The sequence below is a fragment of the Ensifer sp. R1-3 genome (assembly GCF_056739175.1).
Window position 1 is genome coordinate 281,581 of record NZ_CP096515.1, and the last position, 20,846, is coordinate 302,426.

The 20,846-nt window shown below is 60.9% G+C and carries 19 protein-coding genes, 1 tRNA gene and 1 pseudogene; 15 read left to right on the top strand and 6 right to left on the bottom strand.

The window, feature by feature from the left end; translation table 11 throughout:
- Nucleotides 1–242 precede the first annotated feature (242 nt).
- From M1D43_RS01405 to M1D43_RS01460, 12 genes are all read left to right on the top strand, one after another.
- Complete coding sequence (locus M1D43_RS01405; RefSeq protein WP_153314657.1) at nucleotides 243–692, top strand: GatB/YqeY domain-containing protein; 450 nt, start codon at nucleotides 243–245, stop codon at nucleotides 690–692.
- 233 nt (nucleotides 693–925) lie between these two features.
- Entirely contained in the window at nucleotides 926–2,929 is a 2,004-nt protein-coding gene (gene dnaG / locus M1D43_RS01410; protein WP_010969855.1) for a DNA primase, read from the top strand.
- A 45-nt stretch (nucleotides 2,930–2,974) separates the two neighbouring features.
- The gene (recQ, locus tag M1D43_RS01415; RefSeq protein WP_153314655.1) at nucleotides 2,975–4,885 is read left to right on the top strand and encodes a DNA helicase RecQ; all 1,911 of its coding nucleotides are present in this window, start codon (nucleotides 2,975–2,977) and stop codon (nucleotides 4,883–4,885) included.
- Between the two features lie 263 nt (nucleotides 4,886–5,148).
- Entirely contained in the window at nucleotides 5,149–6,336 is a 1,188-nt protein-coding gene (locus M1D43_RS01420) for a glycine C-acetyltransferase (RefSeq protein WP_153314518.1), read from the top strand.
- Nucleotides 6,337–6,359: 23 nt separating this feature from the next.
- Nucleotides 6,360–7,394 (top strand): L-threonine 3-dehydrogenase, encoded by a 1,035-nt coding sequence (gene tdh / locus M1D43_RS01425; protein WP_013844736.1) that lies wholly within the window; start codon nucleotides 6,360–6,362, stop codon nucleotides 7,392–7,394.
- Between the two features lie 431 nt (nucleotides 7,395–7,825).
- Nucleotides 7,826–9,880 (top strand): RNA polymerase sigma factor RpoD, encoded by a 2,055-nt coding sequence (rpoD, locus tag M1D43_RS01430; protein WP_003532953.1) that lies wholly within the window; start codon nucleotides 7,826–7,828, stop codon nucleotides 9,878–9,880.
- Nucleotides 9,881–10,101: 221 nt separating this feature from the next.
- Entirely contained in the window at nucleotides 10,102–10,392 is a 291-nt protein-coding gene (locus M1D43_RS01435) for a GYD domain-containing protein (protein WP_003532955.1), read from the top strand.
- A 366-nt stretch (nucleotides 10,393–10,758) separates the two neighbouring features.
- Nucleotides 10,759–11,328: a transglycosylase SLT domain-containing protein gene (locus tag M1D43_RS01440; RefSeq protein ID WP_003537532.1), complete on the top strand. Its 570-nt coding sequence runs from the start codon at nucleotides 10,759–10,761 to the stop codon at nucleotides 11,326–11,328.
- 101 nt (nucleotides 11,329–11,429) lie between these two features.
- The gene (locus M1D43_RS01445; RefSeq protein ID WP_003537534.1) at nucleotides 11,430–11,783 is read left to right on the top strand and encodes a DUF1428 domain-containing protein; all 354 of its coding nucleotides are present in this window, start codon (nucleotides 11,430–11,432) and stop codon (nucleotides 11,781–11,783) included.
- A 113-nt stretch (nucleotides 11,784–11,896) separates the two neighbouring features.
- The gene (locus tag M1D43_RS01450) at nucleotides 11,897–12,319 is read left to right on the top strand and encodes a secondary thiamine-phosphate synthase enzyme YjbQ (RefSeq protein ID WP_010969851.1); all 423 of its coding nucleotides are present in this window, start codon (nucleotides 11,897–11,899) and stop codon (nucleotides 12,317–12,319) included.
- A gap of 109 nt (nucleotides 12,320–12,428) precedes the next feature.
- Nucleotides 12,429–12,839 carry a nuclear transport factor 2 family protein gene (locus M1D43_RS01455; protein WP_153314517.1) on the top strand — a complete coding sequence of 137 codons (411 nt, stop codon included), beginning with the start codon at nucleotides 12,429–12,431 and terminating at the stop codon, nucleotides 12,837–12,839.
- A gap of 244 nt (nucleotides 12,840–13,083) precedes the next feature.
- The gene (locus M1D43_RS01460; RefSeq protein WP_003537549.1) at nucleotides 13,084–13,440 is read left to right on the top strand and encodes a hypothetical protein; all 357 of its coding nucleotides are present in this window, start codon (nucleotides 13,084–13,086) and stop codon (nucleotides 13,438–13,440) included.
- Nucleotides 13,441–13,527: 87 nt separating this feature from the next.
- Here the strand turns inward: M1D43_RS01460 and M1D43_RS01465 are convergent, their stop codons facing one another.
- Nucleotides 13,528–14,316 carry an SIMPL domain-containing protein gene (locus M1D43_RS01465; protein WP_003537551.1) on the bottom strand — a complete coding sequence of 263 codons (789 nt, stop codon included), beginning with the start codon at nucleotides 14,314–14,316 and terminating at the stop codon, nucleotides 13,528–13,530.
- A gap of 145 nt (nucleotides 14,317–14,461) precedes the next feature.
- Between M1D43_RS01465 and M1D43_RS01470 the strand changes: the two genes are divergently transcribed.
- Both M1D43_RS01470 and M1D43_RS01475 read left to right on the top strand, forming a co-directional pair.
- Nucleotides 14,462–14,537 (top strand) — tRNA-Ile (locus tag M1D43_RS01470).
- A gap of 217 nt (nucleotides 14,538–14,754) precedes the next feature.
- Entirely contained in the window at nucleotides 14,755–14,895 is a 141-nt protein-coding gene (locus M1D43_RS01475; protein ID WP_234835312.1) for a hypothetical protein, read from the top strand.
- A gap of 13 nt (nucleotides 14,896–14,908) precedes the next feature.
- Here the strand turns inward: M1D43_RS01475 and M1D43_RS01480 are convergent, their stop codons facing one another.
- Nucleotides 14,909–15,208, bottom strand: a complete 300-nt coding sequence (locus M1D43_RS01480; protein ID WP_153314514.1) for a DUF6678 family protein — start codon at nucleotides 15,206–15,208, stop codon at nucleotides 14,909–14,911.
- A gap of 114 nt (nucleotides 15,209–15,322) precedes the next feature.
- Between M1D43_RS01480 and M1D43_RS01485 the strand changes: the two are divergent.
- A pseudogene (locus M1D43_RS01485) lies at nucleotides 15,323–15,592 on the top strand (DUF2280 domain-containing protein).
- On the opposite strand, the gene M1D43_RS01490 reads toward M1D43_RS01485, so the two are convergent.
- From M1D43_RS01490 to M1D43_RS01505, 4 genes are all read right to left on the bottom strand, one after another.
- Entirely contained in the window at nucleotides 15,507–17,462 is a 1,956-nt protein-coding gene (locus tag M1D43_RS01490; protein ID WP_498814059.1) for an HAD-IIIC family phosphatase, read from the bottom strand. The pseudogene M1D43_RS01485 and the gene M1D43_RS01490 overlap by 86 nt on opposite strands.
- A 38-nt stretch (nucleotides 17,463–17,500) precedes the next feature.
- A complete protein-coding gene (locus M1D43_RS01495) occupies nucleotides 17,501–17,749 on the bottom strand; it encodes an acyl carrier protein (protein WP_010969848.1) in 249 nt (82 codons plus the stop codon).
- A gap of 61 nt (nucleotides 17,750–17,810) precedes the next feature.
- Nucleotides 17,811–19,040 carry a TonB-dependent receptor gene (locus M1D43_RS01500; RefSeq protein ID WP_498814061.1) on the bottom strand — a complete coding sequence of 410 codons (1,230 nt, stop codon included), beginning with the start codon at nucleotides 19,038–19,040 and terminating at the stop codon, nucleotides 17,811–17,813.
- A 3-nt stretch (nucleotides 19,041–19,043) separates the two neighbouring features.
- Nucleotides 19,044–20,612 carry an MBOAT family O-acyltransferase gene (locus tag M1D43_RS01505; RefSeq protein WP_010969846.1) on the bottom strand — a complete coding sequence of 523 codons (1,569 nt, stop codon included), beginning with the start codon at nucleotides 20,610–20,612 and terminating at the stop codon, nucleotides 19,044–19,046.
- Between the last annotated feature and the right edge of the window lie 234 nt (nucleotides 20,613–20,846).

Genomic DNA, 20,846 nt, shown 5'->3' on the forward strand with positions numbered 1-20,846 from the left:
CGGAAACCCCGCGGGAGAAAGTTCATGCCGATGTACGTGCAGGTGCCGGAAAATAGCCAAAGGCTCTGGCAAGGTCAACCAGCCGCTGTGAATTGTATGGAAATAAAATGCCTTATAATTCAATCGGTTGCCAAAGACGTTTGATTGTACCTGCCGCACTGGTTTAAGACGATGACAAAAGAACGCATCGAACCGGCCCCGCAGATAAAGCCCTGGGGTCGGTTTCGACATGGAGTTAAGACATGCGCGAGCATTTCGCCAATGCACTGAAAGAAGCCCTCAAGGCCAAGGATACCCGGCGCGTCTCGACCGTCCGGCTCATCCAGGCCGCGATCAAGGACCGCGACATCGCCAATCGCGGCCACGGCAAGGACCCGGTCGGCGACGACGAGATCCTGCAGATCCTTGCGAAGATGATCAAGCAGCGCGAGGAATCGGCCCGCGTCTATGACGAGGGCGGGCGGCCGGAGCTTGCCGAGCAGGAGCGGCAGGAAATCGCCATCATCAACCAGTTCCTGCCGGAGCAGCTTTCCGAGGAAAAGGTCAAGGAAGTCTGCGCCAAGACCGTCGAGGAAATCGGTGCGCACGGGCTGCGCGACATGGGCAAGTGCATGAACGCCCTGAAAGAGCGCTATCCGGGCAAGATGGACTTCGGCAAGGCCTCCGGGGTGGTCAAAGACCTCCTGAAGTAAGCCGCAGCGCCCGCTTCGGCGGGCGCGCCTTCCCTGGGCGGCTGACGGCAAACGACCCGCGCCGCGCCGGCCGACAAGCGTTACCCCTTGGCTTTAGCGCATGCCTGTGAATAGCGGGCAAGGCGCAGGCTGCCTGTGGCTTCCTTCGGCCATGCCGCTTATATGGAGGTTTGCGTGCATGTCGTTGCCCGAAGCCGCTGCACGGGCTCGGGCGACATGCAGTAGAGGTAACCATGCGCTTTTCACCGTCCTTTCTCGATGAGATACGCGACCGCGTCCCCATTTCGGACGTGATCGGCAAGCGCGTCACCTGGGACCGACGCAAGACCAATGTTTCGCGCGGCGATTATTGGGCCTGCTGCCCGTTCCACGGCGAGAAATCGCCGAGCTTCCACTGCGAGGATCGCAAGGGCCGCTATCATTGCTTCGGCTGCGGCGTTTCCGGCGATCATTTCCGCTTCCTGACCGAGCTCGAGGGCCTGAGTTTTCCGGAGGCCGTGCAGCAGATCGCCGATCTGGCGGGCGTCCCGATGCCGCAGCCGGACCCGCAGGCCGAGCAGCGCGAGCGGGAACGTACGAGCCTGCTCGACGTCATGGAACTGGCGACGCAGTTTTTTCAGGATCAGCTTCAGACGGCGAACGGGGCAAAGGCGCGCGCCTATCTGCGCGAGCGCGGACTGACCGGCCGCACGATCGAGACGTTCCGTCTCGGTTTTGCACCCGACAGCCGCAATGCGCTGAAGGAGTTTCTGGCCGGCAAGGGGATCGGCAAGGAGCAGATCGAGGCCTGCGGCCTCGTCGTGCACGGCGACGGCATTCCGGTCTCCTACGACCGCTTCCGCGACAGGATCATGTTCCCGATCCCGTCCGCGCGAGAAAAGGTGATCGCCTTCGGCGGGCGCGCCATGTCGCCGGACGCCCCGGCCAAATATCTGAACTCCAACGAGACCGAGCTCTTTCACAAGGGCAATGTGCTCTTCAATTTCGCCCGCGCCCGGCGGGCCTCGCAGGGTGCCGATGGCGCAGGCACGATCATTGCCGTCGAAGGCTATATGGACGTGATCGCGCTTCATCAGGCGGGGATAGAAAATGCCGTTGCGCCGCTCGGTACGGCGCTTACCGAAAATCAGCTCGATCTCTTATGGAAGATGACGACCCAGCCGGTGCTCTGCTTCGACGGCGACGGCGCCGGTGTCCGCGCCGCCCATCGGGCCGTCGATCTCGCGCTGCCCCATTTGAAGCCGGGCCGGTCCGTGCGCTTTGCCCTGTTACCGGAGGGCAAGGACCCGGACGATGTGGTGCGCCATGACGGACGCGAGCCCTTCGACAAGGTGCTCGCCAATGCCCGCTCGCTGGCCGACATGGTCTGGCAGCGCGAGGTGCAGGGCGGGGATTTCGACACGCCGGAAAAGCGCGCCGAACTCGAAGCGCGGCTGCGGCAGGTGACCTCGGTAATCGCCGACGAGAGCGTGCGCCGCCACTATGGGCAGGACATGCGCGACCGCCTGAATGCGTTTCTCCAGGGGAGCGCGCCGTTCAGAGGCGAAAGGCGGCCGTTCGAGCGGGGCGGGAGGCAGGCGGGCAGGCAGGGCGGCAGGGGCTGGTCGCCGGCTCCCAATCCGGTCATGGGCGCGGCCGTGGAGGCTGGGACCGCCGGTAGTTCCAAACTCAATCAGATGCTGAAGGCCGGCGGCTCGCTTCGCCCGCCGGTACTTCGCGAGAGCGTGCTTGCATTGACGATCGTCAATCATCCGCAATTGCTGTTCGACGAGTATGACGAGATCGCCACGATCGAGTTCGACCACCGTGATCTGCAGCGCTGCTGGGCTGCGGTTCTGAACGCCGCGGCGGCCAACGGATTGCGGCTGACGCGGGAAACCCTGATGGAGCAGCTCGAGGCGGAGGGTTTCTCGGCGCTGATCGGCGCCCTGGACCAGCAGGTGCGCTATGCGCGGCTCTGGACGGCAACGGCGGCGGCGGCTCCGGAGGATGCGCGCGAAGGTTATCTCCAGGCCCTGACGCTTCATCGGCGGACGAAGGCGCTGCTCTGGCAGAAGCGGGAGCTCGAGCGGGAGATCGCGGAAGCCACGGCCTCCGAAGACGTGGAGCAGGGTCAGCGGCTCGTGCGCGCCATGGAGGAGGTGCAGCTCGAGCTGCACCGGATGGACAAGCTCGAAGCGATCATCGAAGGCTTCGGCGTGCTTTCCGGCCGCGTCAAGGGGCCGGCGGCTCGGTAGCCGATACTCTCACGACGGGCAGGTTGAGCAGCGGCCCGAGCGGGTTTGCCTTCGATCAGCCTCGACTCCATACTGCGTGCTCCCGATGAAAGCGATTCCATGCCCGAAAGCCACAACACCGGCCGCCTGTTCGAAACGGAAGGCGTCAGCAATCCCCTCGATCTCCTGAAGCGTATCTACGGTTATTCCACCTTCCGCGGCCAGCAGCAGGCGGTCGTCGACCATGTGGTTGCCGGTGGCGATGCCGTCGTGCTCTTTCCGACGGGGGCGGGAAAATCGCTCTGCTTCCAGATCCCGGCGCTCTGCCGCCGGGGCGTCGGCATCGTCGTTTCGCCGCTGATCGCCCTGATGCGCGATCAGGTGGAAGCGCTGAAGCAGCTCGGCATCCGGGCCGCGGCACTCAACTCTTCATTGACGCGGGACGAGGCGATTGCCGTCCGCCGCGCACTTTCGAGAGACGAACTGGATCTCCTCTACGTGACGCCGGAGCGCGCCGTCACCGATGGCTTCGCCGAAATGATCGCCGATGCCGATATCGCCCTTTTCGCGATCGACGAGGCCCATTGCGTATCGCAATGGGGACATGACTTCCGCCCGGAATATCGCGGCCTCGGCTGCCTCGCCGAGCGCTTTCCCGGTGTGCCGCGGATCGCGCTTACCGCCACCGCGGATCCCCACACGCGCGACGATATGATCGAGCGGCTGGGACTCGGCGGAGCGCGCGTTTTCGCCTCCAGCTTCGACCGCCCGAATATCGCCTATGAGATCGTGGAACGCGATCAGCCTCGCCAGCAATTGCTGCGCTTCCTGTCGCGCTTCAAGGATGCAAGCGGCATCGTCTATTGCCTGTCGCGCGCGAAGGTCGAGGACACGGCGGAATGGCTCGATGCACAGGGCATCCGTGCGCTTCCCTATCATGCCGGCATGGAGCGGGCGGCGCGCGACGCGCATCAGGATGCATTCCTCAAGGAGGAAAACCTGTGCCTCGTCGCAACCGTCGCTTTCGGCATGGGAATCGACAAGCCGGATGTGCGCTACGTCGCCCATCTCGATCTCCCGGGCTCGGTCGAGGCCTACTACCAGGAGACGGGGAGGGCGGGTCGCGATGGTCTGCCTTCTGAAGTGTGGATGGCCTATGGCATGGCGGATGTCATTCAGCGCCGGCGGATGATCGACGAGGGCGGAGCGCCCGAGGAAATCAAACGCATCGAGCGGGCGAAACTCAATTCGCTGCTTGCCACCTGCGAGACGGCAGGCTGCCGGCGCCAGGCCATCCTCGCGCATTTCGGGGAGGCTCATCCTGGCGGCTGCGGTCATTGCGACACCTGCCTGAAGCCGGTCGAGACCTGGGACGGCACGGAAGCGGCGATCAAGGCCCTTGCCGCCGTCTACCGCACCGGAGAGCGCTTCGGAACCGGCCATCTGATCGATGTGCTTACCGGCAGCGTCAACGAGAAGACGGAGCGATTCGGCCATGTCGACATGCCGGTCTTCGGGGCCGGCAAGGACCTGCCGGCGCGCACCTGGCAATCGATCTTCCGGCAATTGCTCGCCGCAGGGCTGATCTCCGTGGACCACGGCGCCTTCGGAGCGTTGAAGCTCGAGCCCGAGGCCCGCAGCGTCTTTCGCCGCGAACGGCAGGTGCTCTTCCGCAAGGACCGTCCGAGTTCCGGCAAGGCCAAAACCGCACGCGGGTCGAAGCCGGCCAGCGAACGATCGGACCTCGCGGGATCCGATCTCGAACTGTTCGAGCGGCTCCGGTCCGAGCGCCTGTCTCTCGCCCGCGAGATGGACGTGCCGCCTTATGTCGTCTTTCCGGATACGACCCTGATTGCGCTTGCCAAACGGCGTCCGCGCGATTTCGAGGAGCTGCTCGACGTTCCCGGCATCGGCGAGAGCAAGCGGGAGAGATATGGCGAAGCGTTTCTCGCTGTGATCGAGGCGTTCGAGGGCTAGGGTCGAATGATCATCCGCCCCTCATCCGCCTGCCGGCACCTTCTCCCCGCAAGCGGGGCGAAGGGGACTCGCGGCAGCGGCATACTCGTTCCCTCGCCCCGCTTGCGGGGAGAGGGTTGGGGTGAGGGGCAAACCACGTGGCGTCGAAACAAATTCCATGAGCGGTGCCATCGTGTTAGTCCTCTACAGCGCCGCGCGTCTTATCAGGCGCGCAAAGGTCGCTGTAGTAGACGGTGATGTCCTTTGATCGCGAGCACCCAGCCATGACCACGGCCTTCCTCTCCCATCTCCGTTCGGAACTCGAAGACCTCAAGCAGGCCGGGCTCTACAAGTCCGAGCGTGTCATCACCTCCAAGCAGTCGGGCGAGATCGAAGTCGCTTCCGGCGAGCGTGTCCTGAATTTCTGCGCCAACAACTATCTCGGCCTCGCCAACAGCGAGGAGCTTGCGCAAGCGGCGAAAAGCGCGCTCGACCGTTACGGCTACGGCATGGCCTCGGTGCGTTTCATCTGCGGCACGCAGGAGGAGCACAAGGAGCTCGAAGCGCGCATATCCTCCTTCCTCGGCATGGAGGACACGATTCTCTATTCCTCCTGTTTCGACGCGAATGGCGGTTTGTTCGAGACGCTGCTGGGCGAGGACGACGCGATCATCTCCGACGCGCTGAACCATGCCTCGATCATCGATGGCGTGCGCCTCTCCAAGGCCAGGCGCTTTCGTTATGCCAACAACGACATGGCAGCACTGGAAGAAGAGCTGAAGAAGGCGGAAGGCAGCCGTTTCAAGATGATCGCCACCGACGGCGTCTTCTCGATGGACGGCATCATCGCCAATCTCCAGGGCGTTTGCGATCTCGCCGAGAAATACGGCGCAATGGTCATGGTGGACGACAGCCATGCGGTCGGCTTCGTCGGCAAGCATGGGCGCGGCTCCGCCGAACATTGCGGCGTCGAAGGACGGGTCGATATCATTACCGGCACGCTCGGCAAGGCGCTTGGCGGCGCTTCGGGCGGGTATACGTCGGCGAAGGCCGATGTCGTCGAGTGGTTGCGCCAGCGCTCGCGGCCCTATCTGTTTTCCAATACGCTCGCGCCCGTCATCGCCGCCGCTTCTCTCAAGGTTTTCGAGCTGATCGAAAACGGCGACGCTCTGCGCAACCGCCTTTACGCAAACGCGGCGCTCTTCCGGAGCGAGATGTCCGGCCTCGGCTTCACGCTTGCCGGCGAGGGTCATCCGATCATTCCGGTCATGCTTGGAGATGCGGCGCTCGCACAGGAGATGGCTGCGCGCATGCTGAAGAAGGGCGTCTACGTCGTCGGCTTCTCCTTCCCGGTGGTGCCGAAAGGGCAGGCCCGCATCCGCACGCAGATGTCCGCCGCGCACAGCGAAGCGGATGTCCGCCGTGCCATCGCGGTCTTCGAGGAGGTGGGCCGCGAACTGGGCGTGATCTAATTGGCACAGGCGAGGATCGAGCGATGACCAACATGATGAAGGCACTGGTCAAGACGAAGCCGGAGGTCGGGCTCTGGATGGAGCGCGTGCCGGTGCCGGAAATCGGGCCGAACGACGTCCTGATCCGCGTCAGGAAATCGGCGATCTGCGGCACCGACGTCCACATCTGGAACTGGGATCAATGGGCGGAGAAGACGATCCCGGTGCCGATGGTCGTCGGACACGAATTCATGGGCGAGGTCGTCGAGGTCGGGCCAGCCGTCAGCAAGCATCATGTCGGCGAGCGGGTTTCCGGAGAAGGTCACATCGTCTGCGGCAAATGCCGCAATTGCCGCGCGGGCAGGGGGCATCTCTGCCGCAACACGCTCGGCGTCGGCGTCAACCGCCCCGGATCCTTCGCCGAGTTCGTCTGCCTTCCCGAATATAATGTCGTGTCGATCCCCGACGACGTGCCGGACGAGATCGCCGCAATCTTCGATCCCTTCGGCAACGCCGTGCATACGGCGCTCTCCTTCGATCTCGTCGGCGAGGACGTTCTGGTCACCGGTGCCGGGCCGATCGGCATCATGGGGGCGATGGTGGCCAAGCGTTGCGGTGCCCGCAAGGTGGTGATCACCGACATCAATCCCGTTCGTCTCGATCTCGCGCGCAAGCTCGGCATCGACCACGTCGTCGACGCGTCGAAGGAAAATCTTGCCGACGTCATGCGGGTGATCGGCATGACCGAGGGCTTCGATGTGGGGCTGGAAATGTCGGGCGCGGCGCCCGCTTTCCGCGACATGATCGACAAGATGAACAATGGCGGCAAGATTGCGATCCTCGGCATTGCGCCGGCGGGCTTCGAGATCGACTGGAACAAGGTCATCTTCAAGATGCTCAACCTCAAGGGCATCTATGGCCGCGAAATGTTCGAGACCTGGTACAAGATGATCGCCTTCGTCCAGGGCGGGCTCGACCTCTCGCCGATAATCACCCACCGTATCGGCATCGACGATTTTCGCGACGGCTTCGAGGCGATGCGCTCGGGCAATTCCGGCAAGGTGGTGATGGACTGGTAGACGGAGCCGCAGTCGCGATCAATTGCCAGGGCATTCTTCCGGAAAAACCGTGCAACCCTTGTCTTTCTTTGGGGCGCTCCTACATGTTGAGCGAAAGCTGATAAACAGCGCAAAAACCCGTCCATGAGCGTTTTTTGCCGATTTAGGCGGTTTTTCGCCGGAAACGCTTGACGGGATGAAAAATTCTGGGAATCACCATTTCAAGCAGAAATGGCGACATGGTACGGCGGATAGGAAATCATGCCAGGGACGTTTCAGTGGCAGGACTGTCGAAGCTTGCCCGTTCATCGCTGTCGTGGTTAATCAGGAATTAAATATCATCCCGTTACGTCAGGGGAAATAATCGGTGGCGGGTACGCGGCGTGCCCGGACCTCCGAGTGGCATTGATTACCGGGCGCCGGCCGGTTGCGACAAGGAAAGCGACGAATAAATGGCAACAAAAGTCAAAGAAAACGAAGAAGCCGACGTTGAACGTGAAGGTGCACCGGACGGTCCGCTTCTCGATCTTTCCGACGATGCTGTCAAGAAGATGATCAAGGCCGCCAAGAAGCGCGGCTATGTGACCATGGACGAGCTCAACTCCGTTCTGCCCTCCGAAGAAGTGACTTCCGAGCAGATCGAAGACACGATGTCCATGCTTTCCGACATGGGCATCAACGTCATCGAGGACGAGGAAGCCGAGGAGGCTGCCGCCAGCGACGACGATGACGGCGCCGACGAGGGCGAAAGCGAAGGCGGCGAACTCGCGCCTGCTAGCGGCACCGCACTTGCAGCCAGCAAGAAGAAGGAGCCGACCGATCGCACCGACGATCCGGTGCGCATGTATCTGCGCGAGATGGGCTCCGTGGAGCTTCTCTCGCGCGAAGGCGAAATCGCCATCGCCAAGCGTATCGAGGCCGGCCGCGAAACGATGATTGCCGGGCTCTGTGAGAGCCCGCTTACCTTCCAGGCGTTGATCATCTGGCGCGACGAGCTGAACGAGGGCCAGACGCTGCTGCGCGAGATCATCGATCTCGAGACGACCTATTCCGGCCCCGAGGCAAAGGCTGCACCGCAGTTCCAGAGCCCGGAAAAGATCGAAGCCGACCGCAAGGCGGCGGAAGAGAAGGAAAAGGTCCGCAGGACCCGCACTGCGGCGAACGACGACGACATCACCAATGTCGGCGGCGAAGGCCAGGCACCCGAGGAAGAGGAGGAGGACGACGACGAGTCGAACCTCTCGCTCGCGGCGATGGAAGCGGAACTGCGTCCGCAGGTGATGGAGACGCTGGACGTCATAGCCGAAACCTACAAGAAGCTCCGCAAGCTGCAGGACCAGCAGGTGGAAGCGCGCCTTGCCGCGACCGGCACTCTGTCGCCGGCGCAGGAGCGCCGCTACAAGGAGCTGAAGGACGAACTGATCAAGGCCGTGAAGTCGCTGTCGCTCAACCAGAACCGCATCGACGCCCTGGTCGAGCAGCTCTACGACATCTCCAAGCGCCTGACGCAGAACGAGGGCCGCCTCCTGCGCCTGGCCGAATCCTATGGCGTCAAGCGTGAGGCGTTCCTGGAGCAGTATTCCGGCGCCGAGCTCGATCCGAACTGGATGAAGTCGATCAGCAATCTCGCCGGCAAGGGCTGGAAGGAGTTTGCCAGGGCCGAGAACCAGACGATCCGCGACATCCGCCAGGAGATCCAGAACCTTGCGACGGAGACCGGCATTTCCATCGCCGAGTTCCGCCGCATCGTATCCATGGTGCAGAAGGGCGAACGTGAAGCGCGTATCGCCAAGAAGGAGATGGTCGAAGCCAACCTTCGTCTGGTGATTTCGATCGCCAAGAAGTACACGAACCGCGGTCTGCAGTTCCTCGATCTGATCCAGGAAGGCAACATCGGTCTCATGAAGGCGGTCGACAAGTTCGAGTATCGCCGCGGCTACAAGTTCTCGACCTATGCCACATGGTGGATCCGGCAGGCGATCACCCGTTCGATCGCCGACCAGGCCCGCACGATCCGCATTCCGGTGCACATGATCGAGACGATCAACAAGATCGTCCGCACCTCGCGCCAGATGCTGCACGAGATCGGCCGCGAGCCGACGCCCGAGGAACTGGCGGAAAAGCTCGCAATGCCGCTCGAGAAGGTGCGCAAGGTCCTGAAGATCGCCAAGGAGCCGATCTCGCTCGAAACGCCGGTCGGCGACGAGGAAGATTCGCATCTCGGGGATTTCATCGAGGACAAGAATGCGTTGTTGCCGATCGATGCGGCCATTCAGGCGAATCTGCGCGAGACGACCACGCGCGTGCTCGCCTCGCTCACGCCCCGCGAGGAGCGCGTGCTGCGCATGCGTTTCGGCATCGGCATGAACACCGACCATACGCTGGAAGAAGTCGGCCAGCAGTTCTCGGTCACCCGCGAACGCATCCGGCAGATCGAAGCGAAGGCGCTGCGCAAGCTCAAGCATCCGAGCCGTTCGCGCAAGTTGCGCTCGTTCCTGGACAGCTGATCCCTGGACCTTTTCATCGATGACAAAGCCGGGCCCAGTGCCCGGCTTTGTTATTTCGGCTCTACTCCCGGCGCAAAACCGTACGTCATTCTCCTCGAATTGCTTTATACTTTGCGTCCCGAGGCCGCACATGAATGCGCGAATGCGCGCCGGCCTTTTTCAGATACAGGGCATCTTGAGCGCCTTCGGCCGAAGGCGGGATGCTTTGCGGGAGGTGTGAGATGACGACTTACGTTCTGCTTCTCAATTGGACTGAGCTCGGTATCAGAAATGTGCGCGAGTCCCCGAAGCGGCTCGACGCGGCAAGGAGGCAGCTCGAGGAGATGGGCGGTTCCTTCAAGGACTTCTACCTGACGATGGGCGAACACGACATGGTTGCGATCTGCGAAGCGCCTGACGACGCAGTCGCCGCGCGGTTCGCTATCACGCTCGGCATGAACGGCAATGTGCGTACGCGTACGCTGAAGGCCTTCCCAGAGGCCGCTTACCGCGAACTGATCGGCACGCTCTGATAGAGCGCTTCCGGATCGCCCCTCATCCGCCTGCCGACACCTTCTCCCCGCAAGCGGGGCGAAGGGGACTCGCGGCGCCTGCCGCATATATTCTCCCCCACAAGGGGGGAGACGACAAGCGGCTTGACCTTCACCTATCCCAAACGATGCCGTCGGCAGACCGTATTGGAAGCGAAAGCCAGGCGGTTTCTCTCCGCGGCAACGGCTCCCGCCAGAGGAGCAGATCCGCATATGCCCTAGCCCGCAAGCGAGCTCGAGGGTTAGTCCTCGTTAAAGGGGTGAGGGGCAGACCACCTTCGCGCACGCGTAAAAACCGATCCTTAAGATTTACGTCTTATCAACCTCTCTCAAACGAGAGGTTCCGCGATGCGTTGGGTTTTTGTCGTCGTCCTCCTGTTGTTGGCCGGCTGCGGAACGGTGCCGAGAGAAACCCGGAACGCCTGTGCGGTTTTCGAGCAGCGAGATGGTCTTTTCAACAATTGGCGCCGGGCTGCTTATGCGGCAGAGCGCGAATATGGCGTGCCCGTCCCGGTGCTGATGGCGACGATCTATGCGGAGTCCGGCTTCCGCCATAATGCCAGGCCGCCGCGGACGAAGCTCCTCGGCTTCATCCCGTGGACAAGGGTCTCTTCAGCCTACGGCTATTCGCAGGCGCTTGACGGCACCTGGGCGCGCTACCAGGCCGAGACGGGCCGATGGACGGCGCGCCGGTCGGATTTCGGCGACGCGATCCGCTTCATCGCCTGGTATCACAATCAGAGCCACCAGCGGAACGGCATCGCCCTGAACGACACCTACAGGCTCTATATCGCCTATTATCACGGCCACAGCGGCTATGCCCGCGGCAATTGGAGCGATACCGCAAAGGCCGGCGCCAAGAGAGCATCCGGCATGGCCGCGAACTACGCGCGCCAGTTGCGCGGCTGCGGCTCGTGACGCGAGCGGGTGGCGGCAGCCATCAAAATGTCGTTCCCCTGTCGGAACCTGTGCTCTTCGATCGTCCTGGTGATGTCTTTCAACACGTGGAGGAGACGAAAATGGCGTATGTGGACGGTTTTCTCGTTGCAGTACCGACGGCCAACATAGAGGCCTACAAGAAGCTGGCGAGCGCGGCGGGCGCGGTGTGGAAGGAGCATGGCGCGCTCAATTACGTCGAATGCCTCGCAGACGACGTGCCCTATGGCGAACTCACATCATTCCCGCGCGCGGTTCAGGCAAAGGACGACGAGACCGTCGTCTTCTCGTGGATCGTCTACCGGTCGCGTCAGGACCGGGACGCGATCGTCGCCAAGGTAATGGCGGATCCGAGACTCCAGGGCGACGAATGGAAGTCCATCTTCGATGGAAAACGCATGATCTATGGCGGGTTCGAGCCCTTTCTCGAATTATAGGATCGGCGTTGCCGGCTGCTGTACGATCCGCTCATCATGGAGCGAACCGGATGCCGGGCGGGCCCCGTACGTCTCTGGACAAGCGGGGCCACCACAAAGCAGGCGGAGGGGGAATGGCGCAGACCGTCATAACCATATCTACGAAGGGGCAGGGGCTTTACGAGTTCACCGCCGAGGCTGACGGCTTCGTGCGTGCGTCCGGCGTGGCCGAGGGATTGCTCACGGTGTTCGTCCGTCATACTTCCGCTTCGCTGATCATCCAGGAGAACGCCGATGCGGACGTGAAGCGTGACCTCCATGCCTTCTTCCACCGGCTGGTGCCGCCGTCCTCCGATCCATCGATGAGCTGGGTCGTCCACACCATGGAGGGGCCGGACGACATGCCGGCGCATATCAAGGCGGCACTCACGCAGGTTTCGCTCGGCATTCCCGTCATGCAGGGGCGCCTGGCGCTTGGAACCTGGCAGGGGCTTTATCTCTTCGAACACCGCGACCGGCCGCACCGCCGCGAGATCGTCCTGCATCTCGGCAGCTGACGAGGCGCAGGTCCGGCAGTAACCGTCCGGGCGGACGTTGCCATTTTCTCTTTCCGCGCCGCCCGCGCTCTGCGGTAGAGTGAAGCGGAGGCCAATTTCGGAGGAGAGAATGACAGACGCCCAGACGATAGCCAGCCATTTCATCGAAGCTCTGAACGACCGCGACTTCGACACGCTTTCACGCCTCGTCGGCGAGGACGTCGCGTTCGACTCGCTGACCGGGGAGCGGACCCTCGGCGCCGGCGCGCTCAGGAGCTGGGTGATGAATTATTTCCGCCATTTCGACGAGAGCTTCGGCGACGTCGTGTTGATGCGAGACGCCGCCGGTGAGCGCGTGGCGGCGGATACGACCGCGCGCGGCACCTATCGCGAGACGATGGCCGGCTTTCCCGAAGCCTCCGGTCAGGCCTACTCCATTGCGAGCGTTTTCGTCTTCGAGATCGAGGACGGCCTCATTGCGCGCCTCAGCCACTACCGCAATAGCCGCCTCTTCGAGCGGGAGCTCGCGAGCCCGATCTAGCCGTTTGACCCAACGCACTTCCGGACGGAAACCGTTACAAATTTTTCCTGGAAGTACTCTTTCCTGCCGGATCAATAACTTAGCCTGCCGTAAAGCGCCTGGGGACGAAGCGATTCGTCGCGCGTCAGGGGCGTGATCAACCTGAATACTGCATGAACGGAGGGTTCCGGTGCCGTTCAGTTTGGCCGGCCTATGTTTGCCTCAATCGTCAACCAGAACCGCTTCGTCACACCGGAGAAAAGCAATGAAAAAGTTCCTCGTTAACGCCGCCGTCGCTGCCGTGATCGGATTGACCGGTCTGGTTTCCACGGCCTCGGCTCAGTCGCTCACCCTGGAATTGGGTCCGGGCGGCGGCGTCCACTACCGCGACCACGACCGCCACGACGACTGGCGCGATCGCCGGCACTACGACCGCCGCGACCGTCGCGGTCGCTGTGCACCCGGCCTCGCGGTCGACAAGGCACGCGACCGTGGCCTTCGCCGCGCCTATGTTGCGGACGTGACGGGTCGCCGCGTCGTCGTCGAAGGCCGCCGTCACGGCCACCGCCAGGCGATCGTTTTCGCCAACGCCCGCGGATGCCCGATCATCGGCCGCTGGTAAATCCAAGGATTTCCGTCCCGTCTCCCCCGGCCGACGGAAATGGAGCCCTCACGCCCTGGCGTGGGGGCTCTTTGCTTTGCGACCGCGCTACTGATTGACGGCGAATGTCACGTTGACGGTGACGTTGTAAGCATTCTCGCCGGTTGCCATCGGAACCGAATCAGCGGCGGCAAATTCCTTGGCCATGCTGCGGACCACGGGGATCGGCTCGGGCCGGGAGGGCTGCTCCGCGATCTCGATAACGCGTCCGAGCGAGACCCCCGCCGCCTCGGCCAGAACCTTGGCCTTGTTGATGGCGTCAGCGACCGCGGCCTTGCGGGCTTCCGTGATCACGGCATCCGGCTTGTCGTTGGTGAACTCGATCCCGCCGCCCTGATTGACGCCGAGGGTGACGGACTTGTCGAGGATCTCGCCGAGCTGCCCCAGATCCCGCACGCGCACGCCGACGCCGTTGACGACCTGATAGCCCACCAGTTCCGGCGGCCGATTACCGCCGTCATTGTTCGGCGGATAGTGATACTGGGGATTGATCGAGAAGCCGCTCGTCTGCAGATCGCGCTCGGCGATCCCGGCCTGCTTCAAGGCCGAGAGCACGTCTGCCATCGCCTTGTTGTTGGCATCGAGCGCTTCGCGCGCGGTCTTGGCGTCCTTGACGACGCTGAGCTGCAGGATCGCCATATCCGGAGCGGTCGTCGAGCGGCCCTCGCCGGAGACCTTGATCACCGCCTGACGGCCCCTGACGCCGTCCGGACGCCCCTTGCCATCCCCCTTGCCGGCGGTGCTTTCCTGCGCCGCCGCTGCGGCTGCAAAGGCGCCGGCAAAGGCGGCTGCGACTGCGGCGACATGAACGGTACGGGCAATGCGTGTAGAAAACATGGACGTTTCTCTCCGGTTGTTTATCCTCGATTCCATGCTTACCGATTGTGTAGCTATTGCGGCAATGGCTTGTCGGCAAAAAGGTTTTACGCTAGAGCCTGCACAGCGGACTGCCATTGGTCCGCAACCGCCGGCGACGACGGCAGGGCCTGTAGCTCAATGGTTAGAGCCGGCGGCTCATAACCGCTTGGTTGGGGGTTCGAGTCCCTCCGGGCCCACCATTTATTTTCAGTATGTGATGATGAATGGCGGCATTCCAATCTCCGTTTGTCGTTGCATCAGCGGGAACGATGAATGTGGGCCGATTCCAACCTAAGAACGACCTTCGTGAGAGTTGCACTCGAAACTCACAGGGATTGGGGATAACCGGTGAGACCTCAGCCGCCTCATTCTCTCTTCGCTGACATCAACTCTCCGGCCTTCGTCCCGGCTGAAGACATGCCTGAATGGATAGAGGCAACCTTCCTCGATCCGTCGTCTCCGTTCCGCAAAGATGTCCGAGCGATCGTCGATGCAGCCAACCAGCCGCCAGTGATCGCGAGAGGGCAGATCGCCATGCTTGCGGCACCTGCCAGCTAAGGGTGGCCTTAGGTCAGAGGTATTCTAAGGTTTGGCCCTTCTGGCCGTAGCCGAAGACTCGGAATCCACTTTCGGTCTCTTCCCCAGGTAGGTGAATCGCCTTCAGGGCATCTCTGATCGCTTCTCGGTGAGCGGGATCATCAGCGGTGATGTCCACGTACAAGATGCTGGCATAGTCACCTGACCGAAAATGATGGAACCACTCACGGTGATAGCCGGAGTAGTGGCCATTGACGTCCTTGCAACGCCAGAGCGGTCGCCGATCAAGCGCATGCATCGCCAGACGCAGTTCGTCCCACTTTGTGTTGTTCATGACGGAGTGCTGCGGATACACTGATTTTCGCTTCCGGGTGATGAGTCGACCTGACCGGCGCCTGACCGAGAAATAGCAAAAGCAAATTTCTGCGAAGACGTGAAGACCTTCATCGTGCAAAGGGTCGCCTGCTTCCACACGCCTTCGATCTTCGTCGATGCGGTCAGGAAGACGATTACGCACCGTTTGTAGAAGGCTACAATTCGACGAAGAAGGCCCGTAGTAACCTGGCAGCGAAGTGGAGGGTGTGGCTCGAAGACCCGCAAGACCTTCCTCGATGATACGGCGACTATCGCCATCAGCCATCTCGCGGTTCGGCTGCGCACTCTCCAGCGAAAGGCAGTGAACCAGGGCAAGATGCGGCGGCGTCATTGCTCAGCGTAATGTTCATGGATACGGGATGGGGTTCATACTGCGATATGACACAGACGAAATCCACTGACCCGTTGCCATTCGTACCCGCAAGGCCGAAGCCAAGCCGCGGATAGAAATCCGAAACCATTGCGTTGCGCTCTGTTGGTATATAGCGCCCGCGAATGCTGACCACACCGGCAGACACCGCCTCCTCGATCAGGCTGTTCATCAAGCACTGTTCAACGCCCCGCTCAAGGACGCGGCACGATTGCAGCCAGGTGTCGATCTCCCATTCGGAACCCTTCTTGAGGACAATGACGACTCCGATCGTCCCGTGCTGTGCAAACTTATCGTCGAGCCTTATCTGCCAACCGATAAAGTTTGGATCTCCCTGCATGCGCCGAACGTCTTCCTCGTTGTAGCGGCGCGTGGTCAGGTTGAACTGGTTGGACTTGTTGATGAGTTGAACGATGCGCGGGCGGCCTACCTCGTCGAAGGGTGAGATGGTCATCCGCATCTCTAGGGACTTCAGATACTCCTCATAATTGCCCACCCGCGCGCGGATCTCCGCAACTGCCGCACGCCCCCCGTAGCTGTTTGCCCGCGCCAGATCGTCGCAGTTCAGCGGCAGATGGTCGAAAAGACCTGAACCCGCGACGCGATCGATGAAGAAGGACGGATCCTCGCCTACCTCAATTGTGGAAACGAGCGGAAGCTCCCGTCGGACGCGTTCGCGTTCGGCAGGATTGTCGTCAACATAGGCAAGTGACTCAAGACCGAGACCGAGTTTTTCGGCGATCGCACGAATATTAGTGGCCTTGTCGTCCCAATTGGCCTGAAACACGGCGATGTGCTCTTCTTTTAATAGCATATCAGGGTGCCGCCGGAACGGCTCACGCGCAACGGCATCGGTGTTTTTCGAACAGACGGCGAGGACTACTCCGCGTTTCCGGAGCCCCAGGACGAAGTTTTGGAACGCGACGAAGGCCTCTCCCTCTGCCGAATTCTGGCCGATCCGGATACCGGCGAGACCGTCGTCGCCAATGACGCCGCCCCAAAGGGTATTGTCGAGATCGAGCACGAGGGCGCGGGCGCTCTTGCCGGACTTGGCCGCGAGGAGAGAAGCAATGTTGTCCGCCGCCAGTGGGCAGAGCTCAACATTGAAGGGCACCTTCGCCGAATGATAGGCCACCGGGTCGAACCAGCGCTCAATACCGATCCGTGAAGCAAGGGCGGCTTGGTCCCACATCAACCACCGCCCCTCAGCAGCGCCATCACCAAGCATCATGTTGACCCGCAACCGGAACCGGGCGATCGAACCCGGCGTTGCGATGTCTGCGGAGGTCAGTTGTATGCACGGCGGCAGCGTCGCAAAGATTGCCGGGCATCCGGTCTTCGATCGCGCCGCCTCGGCGATGGCGGAAGCGATCCTTTCGGCCTCAAGCACAGCCTCATCCTCGGCGACCCTGTCCAGCAGTGGCCGTTCCCCTTGGAGGGTGCTCTCATCCAGAACGGCAAGCACGGCATCGAGTCCCCGCTCGAAACAATTTTTGGCGGAGAATGCGAAGCCAGCTACCCCGTCGTATGGCGCTTCATGCGCCGAGACGAGGAGACCACGCGCCAAACCTGCCGCACCCAAGGGATCGCAGAGATAGCTCAGCGTCCGGTTTCCGAGGAGGCCGAGTTCGATGCGGGTGAAGCCGTTTCCCTTAATTTTGCCCAGCCGCTTGCCGAGGCGCTCGATCCTGAGCTGTTGGCGTGGGCCCAACTGCTGGTTGGTCACCGATCTGGTGGCGGCGTAGTCGGGCATTTCGCCGCCGGCGGCAATTGCCTCGAGCTCGGCCACGCGTGCGGCCCAGTTCTCCTCAAGCGGCGGTCTCCACGGAAAGAACGTGTTCATAAAGCCGTGCCTCCCCGCGCCGGGGCGTTGATGATCGATCAGTTCTGCTTGCGCTTGACCACGGCATCGATAAGGCTGCCGAGGTTCTTGAAACCTTGCACCTCAGCCGTGCTGAAGCGGACTGCGAGCTCCTGCTCGATCAGAACCATCAGTCTGACATTGGACAGGCTGTCCCATTGCGGAACGTCGCGGGCCGTCGTCTCCAGGGTGATCGGGCCGTCGTATTCATCGAACAGCTCACGGATCACGTCTGCGACTTGGGATAGATAAAGTTGATGGTCAGACATTTGTTCAACCTTGGTTTGGCGGCAGTTTTCAGGCCGTCGACAGCGCTTTGCGGTGCGCGATTCAATTCCTTGCAGTTCGTTCGAGATAACTGTTTCTAAGCCGATAACTCTTCACCTCGGTCCGGATACGGCGCTCATAGGTCTCGACGTCTGCCGCCGTCAGCCTGTTTTCGCCCGTCGAAAGTGACGTAAGTGTTCGCCTGAGTAGCCCCGGGTTATAGACGTGCCCAGGATCACGAAAGTTGCCGAGGTCACCGGCAATCCTGGGGTCATCATCCCATGCAAACACGCGCACATTGCGCAGGGTGTCTATCGATTGGACAAAGCATCGCCGCGACAGCAGAACCTCGTCCAGCAACGTCGCGCTTATGTCGCTCATGCGAAAATAGTAATTGGCGTAGGAGAGGATGGGTATGATGACGTCGACCTGCACGCCCTTCTCGACGAATTTCCGAATCCTCGGCACGAGCTGCTCATTCACGGCACTGAAGCTCGCACATGTCCTGCCGCTCGGGGCGTCAACGACCGACCGATACTCTTCGATCACGGCCTGCAGTTCAGCCATTTGGGCGGGCATCTGAAAGGAGCGGTATTGCCTCTCCGTGAACTTGGCGTACCCTTCGTCGTCTTGCGCTTCGTAGCTCGTCTCCCCCAACAGGACCTTCCATGTTCGCCGCAATGATTTCAGGTCGACCATTCGGATGTCGTCGCTGATTTCCTCGTCATAGAGATACTCTGGAAAGCCCTGGCGCATCTTTTCTGGGTCGAGAATGTACATCCAGTCAAACGTGATGATGATCCGTTTGGCTTGCGCGTTGATGGCGAGTTGATCGAGAACGATGTCGCGGTCCATCGGTCGCGGCCCGCCATAGCTGAGATTGTAGGCTACGACATTTTCGCCCAGCACTGCGGATATGTCATCGGGGGAATACATGGCCGTGGTCGAGCCGCCGACAAGAAACGTGTTGATTCCCGATTGTTTCGAAACGAGGTCTACCCACCGCACGACGACATCGCGCGGGACGTCGTTGCGCGTCAGTTTGAGCCTGGCTCCCCAGCGGTAGATGTCGTATGGATCCGTCGCAACGACGATCGTCACCATCGAAAGATACCCCAGCCAGACAAGACAAAAGGTCACGATCATTGGAAGGGCGACGCGCCAGCGTGGCGAGAAGCTCGGTTTCTTGCGCAGCGTGCCCCTCCGGCCATGCACATGCTCCGCTCTCAGCCACCGACCTGCGGCCGACGGTAAATCCGGATTTGTCGACACGACAAGCATCCTTCCGGTCATGGCTTAAAATCCCTGATAGAGGAAAGGCGGCTGCCGCGAGACATAGTGCAGCGACGAGATGGTGAGGATAGCGGCAAAAGCAGCCCAACCCCAGGAAGGTCGCCAGATGTTGCGCAGGAACGCGAAGCCGTAGCTCTCGTTTTCATAGGTCATCATGGCCGGCCGATAGCGGCGCATCAGTTCCACGGCGTTTGGCATGAGATAGATGATTGAAAATGCACAGAACAGCATGAGCACGGGCTCACGCATTTCGAAGGCCGATGGGGCATCGAGTGATGCGCCGAACATCTGCGCATAAAGATGAAACGCGGCACCGACGCTTTCGGAGCGGAACATCGCCAGGCTGAAGCAGATCAGCATAAAGAATATGACCCGTTCCACCAGCAATCGGATGAACGGCGATGTAACCTTGCACATGCGCTTGTATTTCTTGCTGCCCCTTATCTGCGCCTCGGCCGCAGACCAAACGCCTTGCATCAGGCCGAAGGCCACGAAGGTCCAGGCGGCGCCATGCCATAGGCTGAGAACCTGAAAGTTGATTAGCATCGGCAGCCAGAGGCCGAGGATCTGTGTCGGCAGCGGTGAAAGCCGATGCACCGCGCAGTAGCGCGTCCCCGCGATTGAAAGCGGCGTAAATAGGAAACGCGCGATCACGCGCGTCAGAGTCATGTTCCAGCGCCGGTAGTAATCGAGGATACCATTGGCTTTGAACGGCGAATAGAAGTTGAGCGGGTATCGCAGACCAAACATGCGCGCGAGGCCGAGCGCCATGTCGGAATAGCCTGAAAAGTCAAAATAGAGCTGCGCCATGTAGGAGAGAGCGCCGATCCAGGCATGTGCGGGATCCATCACCGCTCCGGCTCCCGCAGCACCAAAGACAAGATCGACGGTTGGTGCAATATTGTCGGCGATGACGACCTTCTTGAACATGCCGATCGAGATAAAGGCGAGTCCCACGGCGATATCGAGGGGGTCAAAACTGATGAACTTCCTGGATTTTACCTGGGGATGGAATTCGTGCAGATAGGTAATTGGGCCGATAATCAACTGCGGAAAGAAGCTGACGAAAGCGCCATAACGGCAAAACGCCCAAAAACCGGACCTCAACGAACGAGTCCCTTCGAAAAATTCGACCACGCTCTTTTCGCGAACATAGGCATCCGCCAGAAAGGCCGCCTGATGGAACGTGTAGAATGAAATACCAGCCGGTATCGCCACGCCGGCAATATCGGTCAGGAAGTCACTATTTTCGCCAAGGAGGACTGTAACTATCTTGTATTTGAAGTAGCACAGTGAGGCTATGTTGTATCCCTGACCGCACCCATACAGCACTCGTCGATATGGATTACTGTCGTCCGTAGCAAGGAGTGCGTTGGAGACTCCGAAATTGACAAGCAGGGCGACCAGCAGAAGAAATACCGAAGATATTCCATAAGGGGCATAAAAGATAATTGACGCCGTGAAAATGACCAGTAGTGCTTCATTCCTGCCTCGCGTCAAAAGCGCAAGGTAAAACGCAATAAGTGTCACCGGCAGGAAGAGAAATAGGAAGAGTGGATCGATAAAGATCATATCAAACCCAACCAATGTCAAAATTGGTCCGCAGCCACTTATCTGAGGCTGCGAATCCTACATGTGATGTAATTCGTCTTTGTCTTGCGATGCCAACGCAGCTCGCTGCGGAGCCCGAATGTCAATAAGTTTTTGACAGCCTTATTTGACGCTGCCGAACAATGAAGAGATAACTATAGGTTATGCACCGAAACACGAGGTTTTCGGCAGAGTCTTCTATTGCAGCTAAAATTC